Source organism: Streptomyces sp. 35G-GA-8 (assembly GCF_023534745.1).
In the GTDB taxonomy this organism is placed as follows: domain Bacteria; phylum Actinomycetota; class Actinomycetes; order Streptomycetales; family Streptomycetaceae; genus Streptomyces.
In genome coordinates, this window is sequence record NZ_JAMHJQ010000016.1 from 52,728 (window position 1) to 69,655 (window position 16,928).

Below are 16,928 nucleotides of genomic sequence, written 5' to 3' on the forward strand. Positions count from 1 at the left end.
GTCGCTGGCCGGCGCAAGGCGGGGTCCTCTCTTCGCAGGCATATGGCACGGCAATGCCGGCCTGCGTGGTCGATCGCATGGGATGGCGGTTGGTTACGGGCGCCCGCCCCTGCGGGGGAGCCAGGGCGGGAGTTGAGCTACGCGTCGCTGGTGGGGCCGTTCTCACCGGCAGGACCGCTTGGGGACACGAAGGCGTTGGTCATCAGCCTGCCCAAAGCGGCGGCTCGGTGGACGGGTTGGCGCTGGCCGGTGCCTTGTTGAGCGCGGGGGGATTCAACGGTTGGCTCCCCTGGGATCCTGCCGAGCCTATTTGCGAGCGGCCTGTTTTCCATGACCAAATGTGTACCTCGCGTTCGCCGGTTTGGTGAACCGGCGTTCTGCGGCTATGTTGCGCTCCGCATATCCGTGAGGGGGGTTAGCTGGCCCCCCCCTGAGGGCGCGGCCATGAGTGGTGGATTCGGCCGACAAGGCGTGGTCTGACGTGGGGTTATGTGTTGTAGCTCGGGTCACGACGGCTGTGCAAGATATCCGTGATGTGATGCTTCTGACTTTGCCGTTGCTCGGGCTTTTTTGTCGACCGGCGTTTCGGGTCTACCGTTATATGCAAGCCCCGCAGCAGGTGTTCGCCGACAGCTGTCCGCTTTCTCTGGCGAATGCTGGACTTGTGCGGGGTGGTTGTGGCTGTCTTGGATTCGCCCGCCAGCGGCGACCCAACCAGCCCTAGCCGCCTGCCTCTTGACCCGCCGCAGCCATACCGCCCCATGCATGAATGAAGCCCCCGGCAAGGCCGGGGGCTTCAACCGCAACCTCTCAACCGCCATCCCTAGCGATCAACCTGCGGAAACCGGGATTGCCGTCCCATAAGGCCCGCGAGCAGAGGAGCTGATGCCCAGTATGACCGAAGCCCAGCCGCAGACCCCGTCCCACCGTGACGTGACGCCACCGTGGCGTCCGGTCGCCGTACCCGGCCAGGGCGCCAAGTCCACCGTGCCTCCCACGGACGAGGACCGCGACGACGAGCCTCCAGCGACGCCGCCGCTCGAAGGGGCACAAGTACTGGCCGATCTGCAGGCGCAGATCACGCGGTACGTAATCCTGCCTTCGGCTGAGGCCCTCACGGCGGTGACGTTGTGGGTGGCGGCGACGCATCTGCAACCAGCGTGGCAGCACGCGCCGCGTCTGGCGGTGGTCGCTCCGGAGAAGCGGTGCGGCAAGTCACGGCTGCTGGACGTGCTGACCGAGACGGTGCACAACTGCCTGATCACGGTCAACGCCAGTCCTGCCGCGATCTTCCGTTCGATCACCGACGACAATCCGCCCACCCTCCTGGTCGACGAGGCCGACACCCTCTTCGGCACCGCGAAGGCGGCGGAGCGCAACGAGGACCTCCGGGGCCTGCTGAACGCCGGGCATCAGCGGAACCGGCCCACGCTGCGGGTCTCCGGGCCCGAGCACAAGCCGACCCCGTTCCCCACGTTCGCCATGGCAGCCCTTGCCGGGATCGACGACCTGCCGGACACGATCATGGACCGGTCGGTCGTCATCCGGATGCGCCGCCGCGCACCGGGAGAGAAGGTCGCGGCCTTCCGCACCCACCGCGACACCCCCGCGCTCCACGCCCTGCGTGACCGCCTCGCCTCCTGGCTCCAGCCCCTCGGTGCGCTGGCGGCGGACAGGGAGCCGGTGATGCCGGTGGAGGACCGCGCGGCCGACACATGGGAGCCGCTGGTGATCGTCGCCGACCTCGCCGGTGGCGACTGGCCCGCGCTCGTGCGTACCGCCTGCCGGATCATGAGCGACTACGAGGCGGGGCAGGACGAGGAAGGCGGTCTGCGTACCCGCCTGCTGGTCGGTATCCGCCGGGCCTTCGGCGCCGAGCGCGACCCGGCGGTGCTGGCCACCAAGCGCCTGCTGGAGGCACTGAACGCGGACAGGGAAGCGCCGTGGGCGGAGTACGGTGCCGGCGGCCTGACGCCACGCGGCCTGCAACTGCTCCTGAAGCCCTACGGCATCAGCTCGGCCAACCGCCGCTTCCCCGACGGCACCCAGGCCAAAGGCTTCGCCCGCAACCAGTTCCTCGACGCCTGGGCCCGCTACTGCCCCGAACCGGCACCCGCAGCCGGTTCCACCGTGGCCACGGCGGAGCTGCTGCCCGGCACCGCGCCCTGACTCGGAACGTCCCGTCGCACCCGTCCCCGCCCAGGTCAGCGCGGGGACGAGTGAAGACCTCGCAACGAGTCGACTCGACATCACCACTTCACCCGTACCTGTCCTGACCAGGCACGCAACGAGTGGTACGAGTCCCGCCCCCACGGCGGCCTTGCCCTCGCTGAGGCAGTGCCCCACCCCCAGTTGTGCCGTCCCAGGCATCCCCGGCATGTCACCCCCGGCCCGCCAGGACGGACCACCCGCTACTTGAGGAGAACCCGCTTGCCCCAGCCCACCACCCGGCACGAGACCACCGTCACGTCGAACCATGGTCTGCGGGTGACGAAGCACACCGCCGAGCGCTACGCGCTCGTGGCCGCCGGTGTCGTCATCGTGACCCTGACCGCCGGGGCGTTCTGGCTGTCTTACGCGCATCTCGCCGAAGTCGCAGGGAAGCACGGGCTGGGCGGCTCACCCGTCCGTCAATGGGCCTGGCCGGCAACCCTGGACGCGTTCATCGTCGCCGGTGAACTCCTTATGCTCCGCGCCGGCCTGCGCAGGGTCACCGACGGATGGGCCATCGCCGTGACCGCCACCGGATCGGTCGGCTCCATCGCCCTCAACGTCGCAGGCGTCAACAGCACCAACGCCGTGCCGCTGCTCGACTATGTGGTCGCCGCGGTCCCGCCCACCGCAGCCCTGCTCGCTTTCGGTGTCCTGATGCGGCAGATCCACCAGCTCGTCGACCAACCCGCAGGCCGTCCGGACACGGTTTCCGAGCGGCCCGCCGACCTGCCGACCACGGCGTCCGCCGAGACGCGGGAATCACCTGCCCGGGTTTCGGAGAGCAAGCCGCGCGGTGGCCGTCCGGCGAAAGCCACGGTCGAGGAACTTGTGGAGATCGGCCGGACCGCTCTCTCTGAGCACGGCACGCTGAGTCGCTCCCTTCTCCGGAAGGCCGTCAAGGACAGGGACTTGACGATCGGCGGAGACCGGCAGACCGAGGTGATGGACATCCTTCGGCCCGAGATCGAAGCCGGCGCCGGGGCCGGTCCGGAGAGCGGCTGACCGGAATCCCGACGGGGTGACCGGAACCCCTTCCGGTCACCCCGACCCGCCAGTCCCCACTCGTCACCCGCTCATCCACATCTATGGATGGGGCGCTGACCACAGCAGCCGCCAGCCCGTCCCAGTGAACCTGCCCGCCCTGCCCCGCCCACTTTCGGAGAACCGCTCGTGACGTACCACCCGCACTACCCCGACCACACACCCGACGAGTCGCTGACACCGACGAAGTCGCCTGGGCAGCCGGACCGTTTGCAGCGGGAGATGACGGCCACCAGTACCAGCGGAGCAAGTTGTACCGGGAGCAATGCTCCCGGGTCTCCCGCCCCAGGGGTGGCGGGAGCGGTCCGGCGCCAGGGGGCACCGGACCGGCAGGCAGCGACCGAGGGCGGTTCGCAGCATGGAGGGGAACGGCCGACCGAGCACTTCTCGCGCAAGCGTCAGCGCCCGCGCCAGCCCAAGCCGCTCAAGCGAATGCACCAGCCCAGCTGCCGGATGAACGACGCCGAGTTCGCACGCTTCACGAAAGCCGCCGACCAGTGCGAGATGAGCAACGCCGCCTTCCTCGCCTACGCCGTGGACAAAGCGGCCCGCGACCTGACCCGTACCGCCGCCGAGATAGCCACCGAACGGGAAGTCATCGCCGAGATCTTCGCCGCCCGCCGGCACCTGGGCCGCATCCACGGCCTGTTCAACCAGGCCGCCAAAGCCCTCAACTCCGGCGCCGACGCACCCCACCTCGACGCCACAGCCCACGCGGTCCTCGGCGCGGCCCGCCGGATGGAGGACGCCGCCGACGCCCTGCTCGCCCACCGCGACGGCCACACCCCGGCATGATCCCCAGCATCCACAAACGCGGCAGCAGGACGATCGGCCTGATCCGCTACCTCTACGGACCCGGCACCCACGAAGACCACATAGACCCGCATCTGGTCGCCGCCTTCGATCCGCTGACTCCGGACCCCGGCCGCGACCCCAGTGCCACCTACGAGCAACTTGAGCGCCTGCTCGATCAGCCCGTCAACGCCCTCGCCCAAGACAGGCGCCCGGAGAAGCACGTATGGCACCTGTCCGTACGGGCCAGCCCCGAGGACCCGATCCTGTCCGACGAGGACTGGGCGGCCATCGCCCGCCGGACGGTCGCCGCCACCGGTGTCGCCCCCGACGGAGACGAACGAGCCTGCCGATGGGCCGCCGTCCGCCACGCCGACGACCACATCCACATCGTCGCCACCTTGGTACGCGACGACGGCCGCCGCCCACGGCTGCACAACGAAGCCCGCCGCGCCCAAGCCGAGGCCCGCCGCATCGAAGCCGACTACGGCCTGCGCCGGGTCACCCCCGGCGACGGCACCGCCGCCAAACGCCCCACCAGCGCCGAACGCCACAAAGCCGAACGTCAGGGCCGCGAGCGGACCTCACGTGAGGAACTGCGTGAGCACGTCCGCCGGGCAGTCGCGGGCGCCCAGGGCGAAGAGGAGTTCTTCGACCGTCTCGCTGCCGCCGGCCTGCTGATCCGCAAGCGCGCCGCCCCCTCCGGCGACCTGCTGGGCTACAAGGTCGCACTGCCCGACGATCGCAACAGAGACGGCGAGCCGGTCTTCTATCCAGGCTCCAAGCTAGCCCCCGACCTCTCGCTCCCCCAAATCCGCGAACGCTGGTCCGGCAACAGCACGGAACCGGACCACGACAGCGAAGCCCGGACCAGCCGGGCGGGCCAGCCCATGAGCCCGGCAGCGGCGCGCCGTCGTGCGACCACCGCGGTGTGGCAGGCGGTGCTGGTCGTCGACCACGGTGACGACAGGGCAGTGGCCGCGCAGGTCGCGGCGGCGGGTGAGGTGCTGGACGCGCTCGCCAAGACCTCCGCCGCTCATACGCGGCGTGAACTGCGTGAGGCCGCCTTCGCGTTCGAGCGCGCCACCCGCTCCCACATCCGCGCGGAACGCGGACACGACCACGCCCTGCGCCAGGCCGCCCGCGACCTCGTCCACAGCGGCCCGGCCCTGGGCCGCGGAGAAGACGGCGCGACCACGGCGATGGTCATCGACATGGTGTTCTTCCTGGTGACCGGCGCCGCGCACTGGCACGCCAGACACCAGCACGCCCAGCAGGCCGCTGCCGCACGGCAGGCCGCCGAACACCTGCGCGCCGCCTACCACGCGGCCGCACAGCAGCCCATGGGCGTCCTCCACCACCGCGGCCGAGACCTGCCGCAGCCCGTCAAGCGCAGACAGGCCGCCAACCTGCGCCAAGCGGTGCCGGAACTGGCCGAACGGATCCTCGCCGAGCCCGGCTGGCACGCCCTGGCCACCACCCTCGCCGACACCGAAGCCACCGGCCACCACCCCGCCACCCTGCTCACCCAAGCAGCCACACAACGAGAACTCGACACCGCCGACTCCCTCAGCGACGTACTGGTATGGCGCCTCCGGCACATTGCCGGCCTCCCGGCCCACGCCCAGCACGCGCCGGTGGGCGAGAAAGCGACCCCGCCATCGTCCTCGCTGAGGACAGCACGCCCCGTCACGGATCTTCCGCATCAACCGCGCAGAGGCCGATGATCCGCGATGGCCAGAGGTTTCTTGAGTGGGGCCGGCCATACGCCACTGGCGCGATCACGGCACCCGTGATGTCCCGGTCGAAACAACCGTTGAGACCTCGTTCCACCTTCGGCGTTCCGGCAGTCCGCCCCTGCGACAGCCCCCTTTTCCGTTGCAGGAAACGGAAGCCGATCCCTCGGTCTACGGCGGGGAAGGCCGGCGCCACGTACCCGACGACGTCAAGACGTCCCCGAATCGGTCCGGTTGGGGAACTCTCCGGGCCGGTCGACCGACGTGTTGAGTGGACCCTCGTCATAGCGCACGGGCTCCCGGCCGTGCTCGACGGCGACTCGACCACTCTCCGGGCCGGTCGACCGACGTGTTGAGTGGACCCTCGTCATAGCGCACGGGCTCCCGGCCGTGCTCGACGGCGACTCGACCTTCCAGGAGGATTCTTCATGGAGAAGCACGGGCCGGAGACCTATGGCGAGCTGAACGCCGACGTGTACGACGAGTGGCACGACATCGACCCCGCGGACGCGGTCCGGTTCCTCGCCGAGCTCATCAAGGAAGGGCCCGCAGGACCCGTCCTCGAACTGGCGGTGGGTACCGGCCGGGTGACGATCCCACTGGCCGCGGAGGGCGTCGACCTGCGAGGCGTCGACGCCTCGGAGGCGATGGTGGCACGCATGCGCGCCAAGCCGGGCGGTGCCCGGATCCCCGCCACCATCGGCGACATGGCCGACGTCGACCCGGGCACCGACGACCAGTTCGCGATGGTGTTCGTCGTGTTCTCCACGTTCTTCTTCCTGATGACCCAGGACGAGCAGGTGCGCTGCTTCGCCAACGCGGCAAGCCGGCTGCTTCCCGGCGGCCGGTTCGTCCTCGAATGCCCGATGCCGGACGTGGCACGTTACGACCGCGAGCAGCGCGTGGAAGCCCACGAGGTGGGTCTTGACCATGTACGGCTCACCGCCGTCCGCCACGACCCCGTCGAGCAGCGCTTCGAAGGCCATCACGTAATGATCACCAATAGCGGGATCAGGCTCGCACCCGCGTTCATGCGCTACGCCTGGCCCAGCGAGCTCGACCTGATGGCACGTCTGGCCGGTCTCGAATTCAGCGGGCGGTGGGGCGACTGGCGTGGTGAGAAGTTCAGCGGCAAAGGCAACTATGTGACTGTCTACGAGAAGCCCGCCGCGCCGGCCTCCTGACCATCCCCGGCATCATCGTGCGGACCGGGGCTCGCGCAGCAGCGCGACCCCCGGTCTCACGTCGCGCCACTCAACTCGGTCTTCGTCCGACTCAGTCGGCGCGCCGCCACGAATACGAGCGGCGGGAGCAGGACACACTGCGCGGCGACGGCCAGCCAGAATCCCGGCAGCAGCTCCGCCCGCTCGAACAGCCCGTACACGGCGCCGCCGATCACACCGCTGAGCAACGCGCCCACTCCGACCGCAAGTCGCTGCTGGCCGAACGTCACCGCGGCCGATCGTTGCGACAGCTCCAGCGCCTCCAGCTCGTTCTTGAGGAACAGCACACCGGTGCCGACGCTCATCGCCGCGGCCCCGGCAGCCACTCCGGCCGGTCGGCCCGTGGCGAACGCGGCCATGCCAACGGCCATACAGGAGAAGCCGATCGCCATCGCCACCGAGTGCCGCGTCTGTCCGACCCATCGCGCCGCCAGCGGCTGAACCACGACCAGGCCGAGTGAGTAGCCCATCATGATCGTGCCGTACAGGGCCGTGGCCATTCGTCCATCCGCGTATACGGACAGATACTGGTAAAACTGCATGTACAGATAGTGGGTGAGCGCCGTCACCGCGAAGGGAACGCGGGCCAGGCCGCGAAGTACCCGCCGGAAGGGCTCCACGGGCGGCTGCCCGCCCGCAGCCGGACGCTCGGGTCGCAGGAGGAAATGGCCGACCATCAGCGTCGAGTACAGGGCCGTGCTGAGGGTGAACAGCAGGGCGGGATCACGGAGGAACAGCGCCCCGGCCACCGGCCCGAGCGCGATGCCAAGGTTGCCGGCGGCGTTGCCCGCGGACATCGCCTGCGGGCGCTGCTCGGCTGTCGCCGACTGCACCAGGTACGCACGGTACGCGGGGGAATAGAGCGCCCCCGCGCCGCAGCTCACGAAGAGGGCCACCACCATCAGTGCGGGCTCACCCATCCCGCCCAGATACATCAGCGCGCCCAGAGTGTAGAGGCAAGTGGCGAGCATCAGGGACCGTTTCAGCCCGATCCGTTCGGCGAACGCGGCGGTGAACGGTGCGCCGGCGAACTGCACCAGCGTGGCCGCCCCGAGAATGATGCCGACCTGCGCGATCCCGGTGCCCAGACGTTCACGCAGCAGAACGGCAAGGTACGGGTAGACGGCGAAGGTGCCGATGTTGATAAGCAACCCGCCGACCAACAAGGCGAGTTGGGCGCCAGTGAGGACACGCCAAGCCTGGAGGGCCGGGAAGCGCCGCCGCCGGGTGCTCGCGGGGGGCGGTGTCGACGTGGTCATCGGCCTGTGGCCCGGGACCTGTCGTTCTTGCGTCCACGCATTGCCGCCTCCCTGGTTCGGACGGTGGAGTCCTGCCTGAGAAGTCGTCGATGAGGCTCGCGGGGTTCCCGGCGGCTTTCAGGAAATCCGTACGAGGAATCTTCCTCTTCAAGCGTCGTGGTGAAAACCGTTGAAGGACTCGAAGGAACCCTGCGAATTTCCGGGGCTCTCCTTTTCGGTACTCTCCCTTTCGGTGCTTTCACGACAGCCGCGGGGCGGGGAATATCCAGTCGCCAAGAAACCGGGGCACTCTCGGCCCCGATTCCCTGAATACACCATGCCCTCGGCGAAACGCACCGCCGCGGCGTCAGACCCGGTCGGCCGTGTCGGTCGCGCGCTCCTCCTCAGGGACCCCGGACTTCGCCGTGCCGGCGGCTCGGGGCCGGAGCCTGAGAACCACAGCGACGATGGCCAGAGTGAACAGCACCAGGCCAGCCCAGATCACCCACTTGTGAGGCCACGGCACGAGAGCGCCGTCCTCGGGCGACCGACCGCCGTCCACGCCGGTGACGACGACAGCGACGAGCCCCAGGATCGTGGCCGCCACCACGATCCTGCCGAGCAGCCGCGCGCTGATCGGCAACGCGACGTCACGGCGCCGGGGGCCCCGCAGTCGCAGGCGTTCGCCAGGGCGGGCCGGTGCCATCAGGCGGACCAGGAGCAGGACGGCGATGGGGATCTGCAGAGCCCACACCATGGTGCGGAAGGGGCCGTCGAACCACGCCTGGCTGCTGTACAGCAGGGTGTGCCAGGCGCTGAGTATGTAGACCACGATGACAAAGCGGTGCAGGGCCAGCCACATGCGCGAACCGGTCCGGTGCCGCAGGTAGAAGGCGAGCCCCAGGGGGATGGCCAGGTACATCGCCAGCAGGCCCACCAGGATGGCGACACGGCCGGTGCCGGTCGCGTATCCGCCGGGTACGAAGACGTCGACGAACGCGGTCCATACGCTGCGCCCGAGCGACCACTGATCCTGGTTGGTCCTGATCTGGTCGGTGAAGAAGAAGAGCGCGTGCATGAACATCAGACCGATGGTGGTCAGACTCGTGGTGCGGTGCCATTTCTCCAGCCGCGCCGCAGGCAGCCAGCCCCAGCGTGGTCTCGGACCGGAGCGCATCAGCCCGAATATGACGGTCCCGTAGGCCCACAGCATCGCTGACCATCCGAACGCCTGGCACATCCAGTACATCCAGTACTCGCCGGCGTTCGCCATGGTAGGCATGAGTTTGACGGTCGCCGAGGTCCCGTTCTCCGCGCGGACGTAGAGCAGCCAGTAGATCAACAGGGTGATCACCAGAGCCAGTGAGGCGTCCGGTACCGCGCCTCGCAGATCGGCGCGCAGACCGGCCCAGTCGAAACGGGCACGTTCCTTCCGCTGACGCGACGAAGGCGTCACCGATCCCGAGGACTCAGCCATCACTCAACTCCGGTTCCCGTAGGACGTGCCACGGGACACCGATGGTGAGCAACCCGCGGCAACGTTGGTCTGTACCACGCTCCCTGCGGTGGAGAATAACGACGATTTTCCCGCCAGGGAAGACAGCGATCCGGACTCCACATTTCGCGGGCATTTGAAAAACACCACCATCGCCGGGAACTTATCGGGGCCGCTGAACGACTGGAGTCGGCTTTCACGCCGACCACTTGGTCAGGCTCAGGAACTGGACGCGGATGTCTGCCGACATCTTGTGCAGACGATGAATCCAGGGAGGTCGGTCATGGAGCGACGTACGTTCTTGCGCGCTTCGGCTCTGTCCGTCGGCGCGGCAGCCGGTGTCGGGGCCGTGGGCGACGGCGCGTTGGCGGTATCGGCGGCGAATCCACTGCGGGTGCAGGTGCTGATGTTCGACGGCGTGGAGGAACAGGACTTCATCGCCCCGGTGGAGGTGCTCGGGCTCGCGGGGCGGATGAGCGGCGGCGCATTGACGACGACAATGGTGACGCCCGGGGGGCCTTCCACGATCACCTGCACCTACCGCACGAAGGTCGAGGTGGACAAGGGCTGGTCGCCGCAGGAGGCGGACGTGCTCGTGGTGCCGGGCGGCGGGTACACGGCCAAGGACGGACCGGGTGTGAACAGGCTTATCGCGGACCGGGGATTCCTGCACCGACTGGCCGCCTCCGAGGCGCTGCCCGTGGGAATCTGCACCGGCGTCATGGTGCTGTCGGCCGCCGGGCTGACCAAGGGGCGCAACGCCACCACCCACGCGGGGGCGAAGGCGGATCTGGCCGCCCAGGGTGCGACGGTGATCAACGGGCGCGTGGTCGACGACGGCGACCTCGTCACCGGCGGCGGCATCACCTCCGGGCTGGACGTCGCGCTGTGGCTGGTGGAGCGGTTCGTGGGCGCGGAACTCGCCCAGCGGGTCGAGACGGTGCTGGAGTACGAGCGACGCGGCACGGTGTGGCGGCGGGCCTGAGCCGTGAGACGCCGACGGGCTCGATCAACTGCCGGGGCGCACCACGGTCGCCACCGCTCTGACGCTGTCACTGTGACGGAAGTGGAGGACGAACGGGACGGCGTCCCCTTCGTTCAGGCGAGTCCCTTCGTCGAGTGTGACCATCACGTCCAGGTCGTACGGCGACATGGTCAGGGCCGCCCCGGCGGGCACCGTGGCCGACTCCGCCATCCCCATGGAGTCGGCCCCTCCTCCGTTGCTCTGGTGCCGGCTCAGCATGGCTTTCGAAATGGCGGGCGACGTCACGGATATGAGCTCGTCGTCCGCGCCGCCCTTGTTGGTCACCGTGAAGAACGCGGCGGTCTCCGTGTTGTCGCTGTACGGAAGGAAGACGTGCGGGTCGGTGACCTCAAGGGCGGGCGGCCTGCCCGCCTGCCCCGCCGCGACCCACTGAGTCAGACCTGCCAGCGCGAGCACGCAGGCCGTCCAGGGGATGAGCGCGGCGTAGAAACCGTCGCGCAGACGCTCGCGCGTGATGTGCCATCCCGTCGAGATCTCGTGCGAGGGCCGGTCGGTCATCTCCGCTGTGCTCCTTGTTTCATACGCGCTCCGCTTCTCGGTGCGTGAGAGGGCCGCCAGGCGCGCAGCCTGAGGCTGTTGCCCACCACGAGCAGGGAACTGACGGACATCGCCGCGGCGGCGACCATCGGGTTGAGCAACCCCACTGCCGCGAGTGGCACGGTCACGACGTTGTACCCGAAAGCCCAGATCAGGTTGGTACGGATGGTGCCGAGGGTGCGTCTGGCGAGGCCGATCGCGTCGGGGACGGACTCGATGTCGCCGCGCACCAGCGTCACGTCGGCCGCGCCGATGGCGACATCCGCTCCGCTTCCCATCGCGATGCCCAGGTCCGCGCCCGCGAGGGCGGCGGCGTCGTTCACGCCGTCGCCGATCACCGCGACACGACGGTCCTCGGCGCGTAGTCGGCGGACGAGGTCGGCCTTGCCCTCGGGGGTGCACCGGGCGTGCACCTCGGTGATGCCGAGTTCGGCGGCGACCGCCTCGGCGGTGACCTCGCGGTCACCAGTTGCCAGTACGGGCTCCACCCCAAGGCGCTTGAGACGGTCAACGGCGCGGTAGCTCCCTGGGCGCAGGACGTCTCCGAGGGCGATGAGCGCCTCGTCCACCCCGTCGACCCGGACCCGTACCGCCGTGCGCGCCGCGGCCTCCGCGTCCGCCAGCGCCCGCGTCAGGGACTCCGCCATGCCGTCCCCGGGGGCACACACCTCAATGCGGTGGCCGTCGACGAGACCGGTGACGCCGATCCCGGCGGTGGCGGCGAACTCCGTCACCTCGGGCAAGGGCACCTCGGGCAAGGTGCGTCGGGCGTACGCGGTGAGTGCCCGGCCGAGTGAGTGCTCCGAACCTCGTTCCACCGCTCCGGCCAGCCGGAGTACGGCCCGCTCCCCGAGGCCGTCGGCGACCACCGTGACGTCGGTGACACTCATATGGCCCGTGGTCAGAGTGCCTGTCTTGTCGAGAACCACCGTGTCGATGTGGCGCAGTGTCTCCAGTGCTTGGGGACCGCCGACGAGTACGCCGAGCTGCGCGCCGCGCCCCGTCGCCGCCAGCAGCGCGGTGGGGGTCGCCAGCCCCAGGGCACAGGGGCAGGCGACGACCAGGATCGCCACGCAGGCGGTGACCGCTGCCTGCGGGTCGGCTCCGGCACCGAGCCAGAATCCGAGCACGGTGACGGCGAGCGTCAGTACGACCGGGACGAAGCCGCCCGCCACTGAATCGGCCAGCCGCTGCGCGCGGGCCTTGCCGGCCTGGGCATCGGTGACGAGACGCGTGATGCGGGCGAGCTGGGTGTCCGTCCCGACCGCCGTGGCGCGGACGGTGAGCAGGCCACCGGCATTGACCGCCGAGCCGACCGCCGCCCGGCCGGGGGCGACTTCGACGGGCTCGCTCTCCCCGGTGACCAGGGACAGATCGAGCGCGGAGCTGCCGGAGACCACGACGCCGTCGGTGGCGACACGCTCGCCGGGCCGGACGACGAATTCCTGCCCCACGCGGAGTTGCTCGACGGGGATACTGCGCTCTTCGCCGTCGACCCGCACCGTGACGTCTTTGACGGCCAGTCCGGCGAGCGCGCGCATCGCCTGCCCCGTGGCCCGCCGGGCCCGTGCTTCGAGGAAACGCCCGGTGAGGACAAACAGCGGTACACCGACCGCCGCTTCCAGGTAGATGTGCGGTATGCCGTCGCCCGCGGAAGGCAGGAACGTGAACGGCATACGCATGTCCGGATCGCCGGCGCCGCCGAGGAAAAGCGCGTAGGTCGACCAGGCGAAGGAGGCCGCCACGCCGAGCGACACCAGTGTGTCCATCGTGGCCGCCGAGTGGCGCACTCCCGTGAGCGCACGGCGGTGGAAGGGCCAGGACCCCCAGGTAGCCACCGGAGCGGCGAGCGCGAAACAGAGCCACTGCCAGTTACGGAACTGCAGGTCCGGAACCATGGAGAGCACCAGGACCGGTACGGAGAGCAGCGCTGTCACCAACAGCCGTCGGCGCGCCTCGTCCGCCTCCTGCGAATCGGGGGCTTCCGTCTGCTCCGTCCCCTCCTCGGGCGCCGGCGGCAGGGGGAGTTGAGCGGTGTAGCCGGCCCGTTCGACCGTCGCCACCAAGACCTCGGGCGTGATGTCCGGAGGGTGACTGACACGGGCGTTCCCGGTGGCCAGGTTGACGGTGGCGGTGACTCCTTCGAGCTTGGCCAGCCGCTTCTCCACGCGGCTCACGCACGCGGCACAGGTCATCCCGCCGACCAGGAGGTCCGTGGTGACCGCCGCGGTGTCCTTGGTCTCCGTGCTCATCGCCCGCCGTCCGAGTGCATACCACCCATGTCGCCCATGTCGTCGGCGTCGCCGCCCCGTGGGCTGTCGGACGAGTCCTGGGGCCCGGTGTCGGTGGAGTGCATGCCTGGAGCGACTGGGCCGACCGCCGAGCCGACCGCGTACGACACCCCGAAGAGCACCATCAGCAGAACCAGGAACCCGGTCAATGCCGGGGGCGGCACGCATCGCCTCAGCAACGCCACCACCCGCGGGACGAAGGGCACATGCCGGTCCGCCATCACTGCTCCAGAGAAGAGATCTCCGCCGGCTGCCGGACAAACGGCGGGAATCGAGGGTCGTGGCGGTGGGCCCGCACACGCTCGGGACGCCATGCTGACATGAGGCGGACTCGCGGGCCGCGGTTGTGCGGGCTCGTCATCGTGTGAGGATTCTCCCGCCGAGCCGCGGGAACTCCGGGCACCGCTCGCCCGACAATCATGGAAAGTGAGTCACGCGGCCGACTGCGCGGTCGCGTGTCTCCTCAAGGGGCAGGAGACTCCATTCATGTCGGCCGACGAGTGGACACCCGTCTACCCGTCGGCTTTGGCAGCCGTCCAGTTCCCCGCTTTGCCAAGGTTTCTCTCCGTTGTGACAGAGGTCTCCGTCTCCCTGGCGGACATCGCGGAAGAGGCTTTTCCCGGGGTGATCGCGGTGCGACGATGACACCGTCATGACCCTGGGTCCATGCTTCCGCGGAGTGAGGGCCGCGCTGTTCGCGGCCGTCAGTGTGCTTCTCGCTGCCCTGGGTCACGTCCTCATGTCGGGAATGACCGTTCCATGGCCGGCGGTGCTCCTCGCAAGCGCGATCGCCGGGGCCACAGGATGGGCACTGACCGACAGGGAACGCGGCTTCCCGGCGGTCCTGTCCTCGGTGGTCGCTGTCCAAGCCGTTCTGCACGCCTGGTTCGCCCTGGCCCAGGTGACACTGCGTCCCGCCGATTCGGGCGGCGCCTCGATCATGGCACAGTGGATCCAGCATGTGCTGTGCGCAGCACCTGCCGTGACCATGGCTGACCACACCCACCACACCATGGCCGGGATGGCCGGAATGCCGGGCATGTCCGACGGCATGGCCATGGGCACCGGACAGGGCGGTATCGCGCCGTTCGGGATGCTCTCCGCGCATCTCCTGGCCGCCGTGCTGTGCGGCCTGTGGCTCGCGTTCGGGGAGCGGGCCGCCTTCCAGTGCCTACGCGCCTGCGCCGGCTGGATCGTCGCGCCTCTGCGACTGCCGGGCGCCGTGCCGACATCTTCCGCTCCACCACCCGCGCGCGTCGATTTGCCGCACACCGTGGACAGACCGCGCCAGTTGCTGCTCGCCCATGCCATCACCTCACGGGGCCCGCCCACGGGAACCGCTGTCCTGTGACAGCCCGATTCCCGTGACCACGACGGTTCCGCCCGGCGCGGTCACGGTGCCCGGCCCTGCCTGAACGGGGCCGTACCAGTGGGCCGGAGCCGCTTGCGCGCGGCGTCCGGACCGATCCCGGAATCCACGAAGGACATCAGGCGATGACGCATGCCCTGCCCCGCCCCGTACAGAGAAACAGCCGCATACGAACACCGGACCGCCCGCAGGGGGACGAGGAGACCATCACGAACTGGGCCCTCGCGGCGGGCGAAGGTGACGCCGACGCCGTGGAACGGTTCGTCGGCGCCCTGCACCGCGACATCTGGCGGTACCTGGCGTATCTGAGCGGCGACCCGCAATCCGCCGACGACCTGACCCAGGAGACCTTCCTGCGAGCGCTGGGCAGCCTGCCCCGCTTCGAGGGCCGTTCCTCCGCCCGTACCTGGCTGCAGTCGATCGCCCGACGATCATTCATCGACAGTCTTCGGTACGCGGCCGTCCGGCCGGTCCTCTCCGACGAGGTGGACTGGCGCGTCGCGGCCGAGAGGGCCACACCGCGGGGCGTCCCCGGGTTCGAGGAAGGTATCGCCCTCGCGGAGCTGCTGGCGTCCATCCCGGCGGAACGGCACGACGCCTTCGTACTCACTCAACTGGTCGGCCTGCCCTACGAGGAAGCCGCCCAGACCATCGGCTGTCCGGTGGGCACTGTCCGCTCCCGGGTGTCCCGCGCCCGCGGCCATCTGATCGGCATGCTCACCGCCGCCGAGCGCTCGGCGATCGGTGGGACGGGCACGTCCCACCGCACGTCCGTGCCGGATCTCACAGGTGCGGCGGCCTGATGCGGCGGAGAGGGGGAACCACGGAGGCTTCCGCCCCGACTACTCGGACGGAAAATCTGATCAGGCAGCACCAAGGAGCCAAAATGTCCAGGAAACGACCGGTTGCCATCGCGGTCACCGCGGTCACCGCGCTCTGTCTGCTCGCGGCCGGATGCGCCGACTCCTCGACGGGAACGGCGAGCAACAAGTCGCCCGAGGCCCAGGCCGGGTCCGGATCGGGCTACCCGGTGACCGTCGAGAACTGCGGCGAGAAGCAGACCTTCACGAAGGCGCCCGAGCGTGTTGTCGTCATGAACGGCATGTCCGTCGCCGAGGTCTCCTCGCTCCTCGCGCTCGGCCTCGGCGATCGGATCATCGCCAACCAGCAGTCGTACGGTAAATCCGAGGTCGAGGGGCGGGCCGAGGCCATCAAGGCCCTGCCCACGGGCGACGTCAAGCTGAACGACGCCTACGACATCCCCCGCGAGGCGATGCTCGGGCTGCGTCCCGATCTGGTCCTGTCCGTCACCTCTTACGGGTTCGACGCGAAGAACGGGTTCGCCACCCGCGACGACCTCAGCTCGGTGAGCGCGAACAGCTACATCTCGCCGCAGGGCTGCGACGACGACCCCTCCAAGATGACCGTCGCCGACAGCTACACACTGCTGCGCGACCTCGGCAAGATCTTCGGCGTGAGCGACCGGGCGGAGAAGCTGATCGCCGAGTCCGAGAAACGCGTCGACACGATCTCCGCCAAGATCGCGGGCGAGGACAAGCCCAACGTGATGGTGCTCTTCTCGAACATGGCCATGGGCGGCAACGACTTCAGCGCGGTCGTCGCCAACGGCATCATCAACGACATCCTCACCAAGGCCGGCGGCTCCAACGCCTTCGCGAACTCCTCCAGGACCACCTTCGTCGACCTGAGCAAGGAGAAGGTGGCCGCCACCGCCGTCGACGAGCTCGTCGTCATCAGCTACAACGACCCCGCCCCCGAGGCGTACGCCAAGAAACTGCTCAAGGAGTTCCCCCAGTGGCCGGCCGCCAAGAACAACACGTACACCATCCTGTCGGACTCGATGTACCTCGGGCCGAGCAACGACCTGGCGGTCGACAAGCTGGCAAGGAAGCTTCACCCCGACGCGTTCTGAACCGGCTTCCCCTG

14 protein-coding genes are annotated in these 16,928 nt (G+C 69.3%); 9 read left to right on the plus strand and 5 right to left on the minus strand.

Going from position 1 to position 16,928, the window contains the following annotated elements:
• The first annotated feature begins 894 nt into the window (after nucleotides 1-894).
• From M1203_RS31090 to M1203_RS31110, 5 genes are all read left to right on the plus strand, one after another.
• The gene (locus M1203_RS31090) at nucleotides 895-2,169 is read left to right on the plus strand and encodes a DUF3631 domain-containing protein (RefSeq protein WP_249953270.1); all 1,275 of its coding nucleotides are present in this window, start codon (nucleotides 895-897) and stop codon (nucleotides 2,167-2,169) included.
• A 261-nt stretch (nucleotides 2,170-2,430) separates the two neighbouring features.
• Nucleotides 2,431-3,216, plus strand: coding sequence for a DUF2637 domain-containing protein (locus M1203_RS31095; protein WP_374404428.1), 786 nt, complete (start codon nucleotides 2,431-2,433; stop codon nucleotides 3,214-3,216).
• A 492-nt stretch (nucleotides 3,217-3,708) separates the two neighbouring features.
• A complete protein-coding gene (locus tag M1203_RS31100; RefSeq protein WP_308404937.1) occupies nucleotides 3,709-4,050 on the plus strand; it encodes a plasmid mobilization relaxosome protein MobC in 342 nt (113 codons plus the stop codon).
• Entirely contained in the window at nucleotides 4,047-5,774 is a 1,728-nt protein-coding gene (locus M1203_RS31105; RefSeq protein ID WP_249953164.1) for a relaxase/mobilization nuclease domain-containing protein, read from the plus strand. The genes M1203_RS31100 and M1203_RS31105 overlap by 4 nt, the downstream gene beginning before the upstream one ends.
• Nucleotides 5,775-6,211: 437 nt before the next feature.
• A complete protein-coding gene (locus M1203_RS31110) occupies nucleotides 6,212-6,967 on the plus strand; it encodes a class I SAM-dependent methyltransferase (RefSeq protein WP_249953165.1) in 756 nt (251 codons plus the stop codon).
• 56 nt (nucleotides 6,968-7,023) lie between these two features.
• Here M1203_RS31110 and M1203_RS31115 read toward each other — a convergent pair whose 3' ends face one another.
• On the minus strand, nucleotides 7,024-8,265 hold the full coding sequence (locus M1203_RS31115) for an MFS transporter (RefSeq protein WP_374404431.1): 1,242 nt from the start codon (nucleotides 8,263-8,265) through the stop codon (nucleotides 7,024-7,026).
• A 346-nt stretch (nucleotides 8,266-8,611) separates the two neighbouring features.
• Nucleotides 8,612-9,721: a ferric reductase-like transmembrane domain-containing protein gene (locus M1203_RS31120; protein ID WP_249953167.1), complete on the minus strand. Its 1,110-nt coding sequence runs from the start codon at nucleotides 9,719-9,721 to the stop codon at nucleotides 8,612-8,614.
• A gap of 301 nt (nucleotides 9,722-10,022) precedes the next feature.
• On the opposite strand from M1203_RS31120, the gene M1203_RS31125 reads away from it, so the two are divergent.
• Complete coding sequence (locus M1203_RS31125) at nucleotides 10,023-10,724, plus strand: DJ-1/PfpI family protein (protein WP_249953168.1); 702 nt, start codon at nucleotides 10,023-10,025, stop codon at nucleotides 10,722-10,724.
• 24 nt (nucleotides 10,725-10,748) lie between these two features.
• Here M1203_RS31125 and M1203_RS31130 read toward each other — a convergent pair whose 3' ends face one another.
• Genes M1203_RS31130 through M1203_RS31140 form a run of 3 tightly spaced genes read right to left on the minus strand, consistent with a single transcriptional unit; the run spans nucleotide 10,749 to nucleotide 13,833 of the window.
• Nucleotides 10,749-11,282: a copper chaperone PCu(A)C gene (locus M1203_RS31130; protein ID WP_249953169.1), complete on the minus strand. Its 534-nt coding sequence runs from the start codon at nucleotides 11,280-11,282 to the stop codon at nucleotides 10,749-10,751.
• On the minus strand, nucleotides 11,279-13,573 hold the full coding sequence (locus M1203_RS31135; RefSeq protein ID WP_249953170.1) for a cation-translocating P-type ATPase: 2,295 nt from the start codon (nucleotides 13,571-13,573) through the stop codon (nucleotides 11,279-11,281). Before M1203_RS31135 ends, M1203_RS31130 begins: the two co-directional genes overlap by 4 nt.
• Nucleotides 13,570-13,833, minus strand: coding sequence for a hypothetical protein (locus tag M1203_RS31140; protein WP_249953171.1), 264 nt, complete (start codon nucleotides 13,831-13,833; stop codon nucleotides 13,570-13,572). Before M1203_RS31140 ends, M1203_RS31135 begins: the two co-directional genes overlap by 4 nt.
• A gap of 527 nt (nucleotides 13,834-14,360) precedes the next feature.
• Here M1203_RS31140 and M1203_RS31145 point away from each other — a divergent pair.
• The 3 genes from M1203_RS31145 to M1203_RS31155 all read left to right on the plus strand — a co-directional run bounded on the left by M1203_RS31145 (nucleotide 14,361) and on the right by M1203_RS31155 (nucleotide 16,914).
• Complete coding sequence (locus M1203_RS31145) at nucleotides 14,361-14,963, plus strand: hypothetical protein (RefSeq protein ID WP_308404933.1); 603 nt, start codon at nucleotides 14,361-14,363, stop codon at nucleotides 14,961-14,963.
• Between the two features lie 143 nt (nucleotides 14,964-15,106).
• A complete protein-coding gene (locus M1203_RS31150) occupies nucleotides 15,107-15,784 on the plus strand; it encodes a sigma-70 family RNA polymerase sigma factor (protein WP_249953173.1) in 678 nt (225 codons plus the stop codon).
• Between the two features lie 83 nt (nucleotides 15,785-15,867).
• The gene (locus M1203_RS31155) at nucleotides 15,868-16,914 is read left to right on the plus strand and encodes an ABC transporter substrate-binding protein (protein ID WP_249953174.1); all 1,047 of its coding nucleotides are present in this window, start codon (nucleotides 15,868-15,870) and stop codon (nucleotides 16,912-16,914) included.
• The last annotated feature ends 14 nt before the right edge of the window (nucleotides 16,915-16,928 follow it).

Coding starts and splice junctions, on each gene's coding strand:
- M1203_RS31090 (WP_249953270.1), top strand. CDS start 895: ATGACCGAAGCCCAGCCGCAGACCCCGTCCCACCGTGACGTGACGCCA.
- M1203_RS31100 (WP_308404937.1), top strand. CDS start 3,709: ATGAACGACGCCGAGTTCGCACGCTTCACGAAAGCCGCCGACCAGTGC.
- M1203_RS31105 (WP_249953164.1), top strand. CDS start 4,047: ATGATCCCCAGCATCCACAAACGCGGCAGCAGGACGATCGGCCTGATC.
- M1203_RS31110 (WP_249953165.1), top strand. CDS start 6,212: ATGGAGAAGCACGGGCCGGAGACCTATGGCGAGCTGAACGCCGACGTG.
- M1203_RS31115 (WP_374404431.1), bottom strand. CDS start 8,265: ATGACCACGTCGACACCGCCCCCCGCGAGCACCCGGCGGCGGCGCTTC.
- M1203_RS31120 (WP_249953167.1), bottom strand. CDS start 9,721: ATGGCTGAGTCCTCGGGATCGGTGACGCCTTCGTCGCGTCAGCGGAAG.
- M1203_RS31125 (WP_249953168.1), top strand. CDS start 10,023: ATGGAGCGACGTACGTTCTTGCGCGCTTCGGCTCTGTCCGTCGGCGCG.
- M1203_RS31130 (WP_249953169.1), bottom strand. CDS start 11,282: ATGACCGACCGGCCCTCGCACGAGATCTCGACGGGATGGCACATCACG.
- M1203_RS31135 (WP_249953170.1), bottom strand. CDS start 13,573: ATGAGCACGGAGACCAAGGACACCGCGGCGGTCACCACGGACCTCCTG.
- M1203_RS31140 (WP_249953171.1), bottom strand. CDS start 13,833: ATGGCGGACCGGCATGTGCCCTTCGTCCCGCGGGTGGTGGCGTTGCTG.
- M1203_RS31145 (WP_308404933.1), top strand. CDS start 14,361: ATGACCGTTCCATGGCCGGCGGTGCTCCTCGCAAGCGCGATCGCCGGG.
- M1203_RS31150 (WP_249953173.1), top strand. CDS start 15,107: ATGACGCATGCCCTGCCCCGCCCCGTACAGAGAAACAGCCGCATACGA.
- M1203_RS31155 (WP_249953174.1), top strand. CDS start 15,868: ATGTCCAGGAAACGACCGGTTGCCATCGCGGTCACCGCGGTCACCGCG.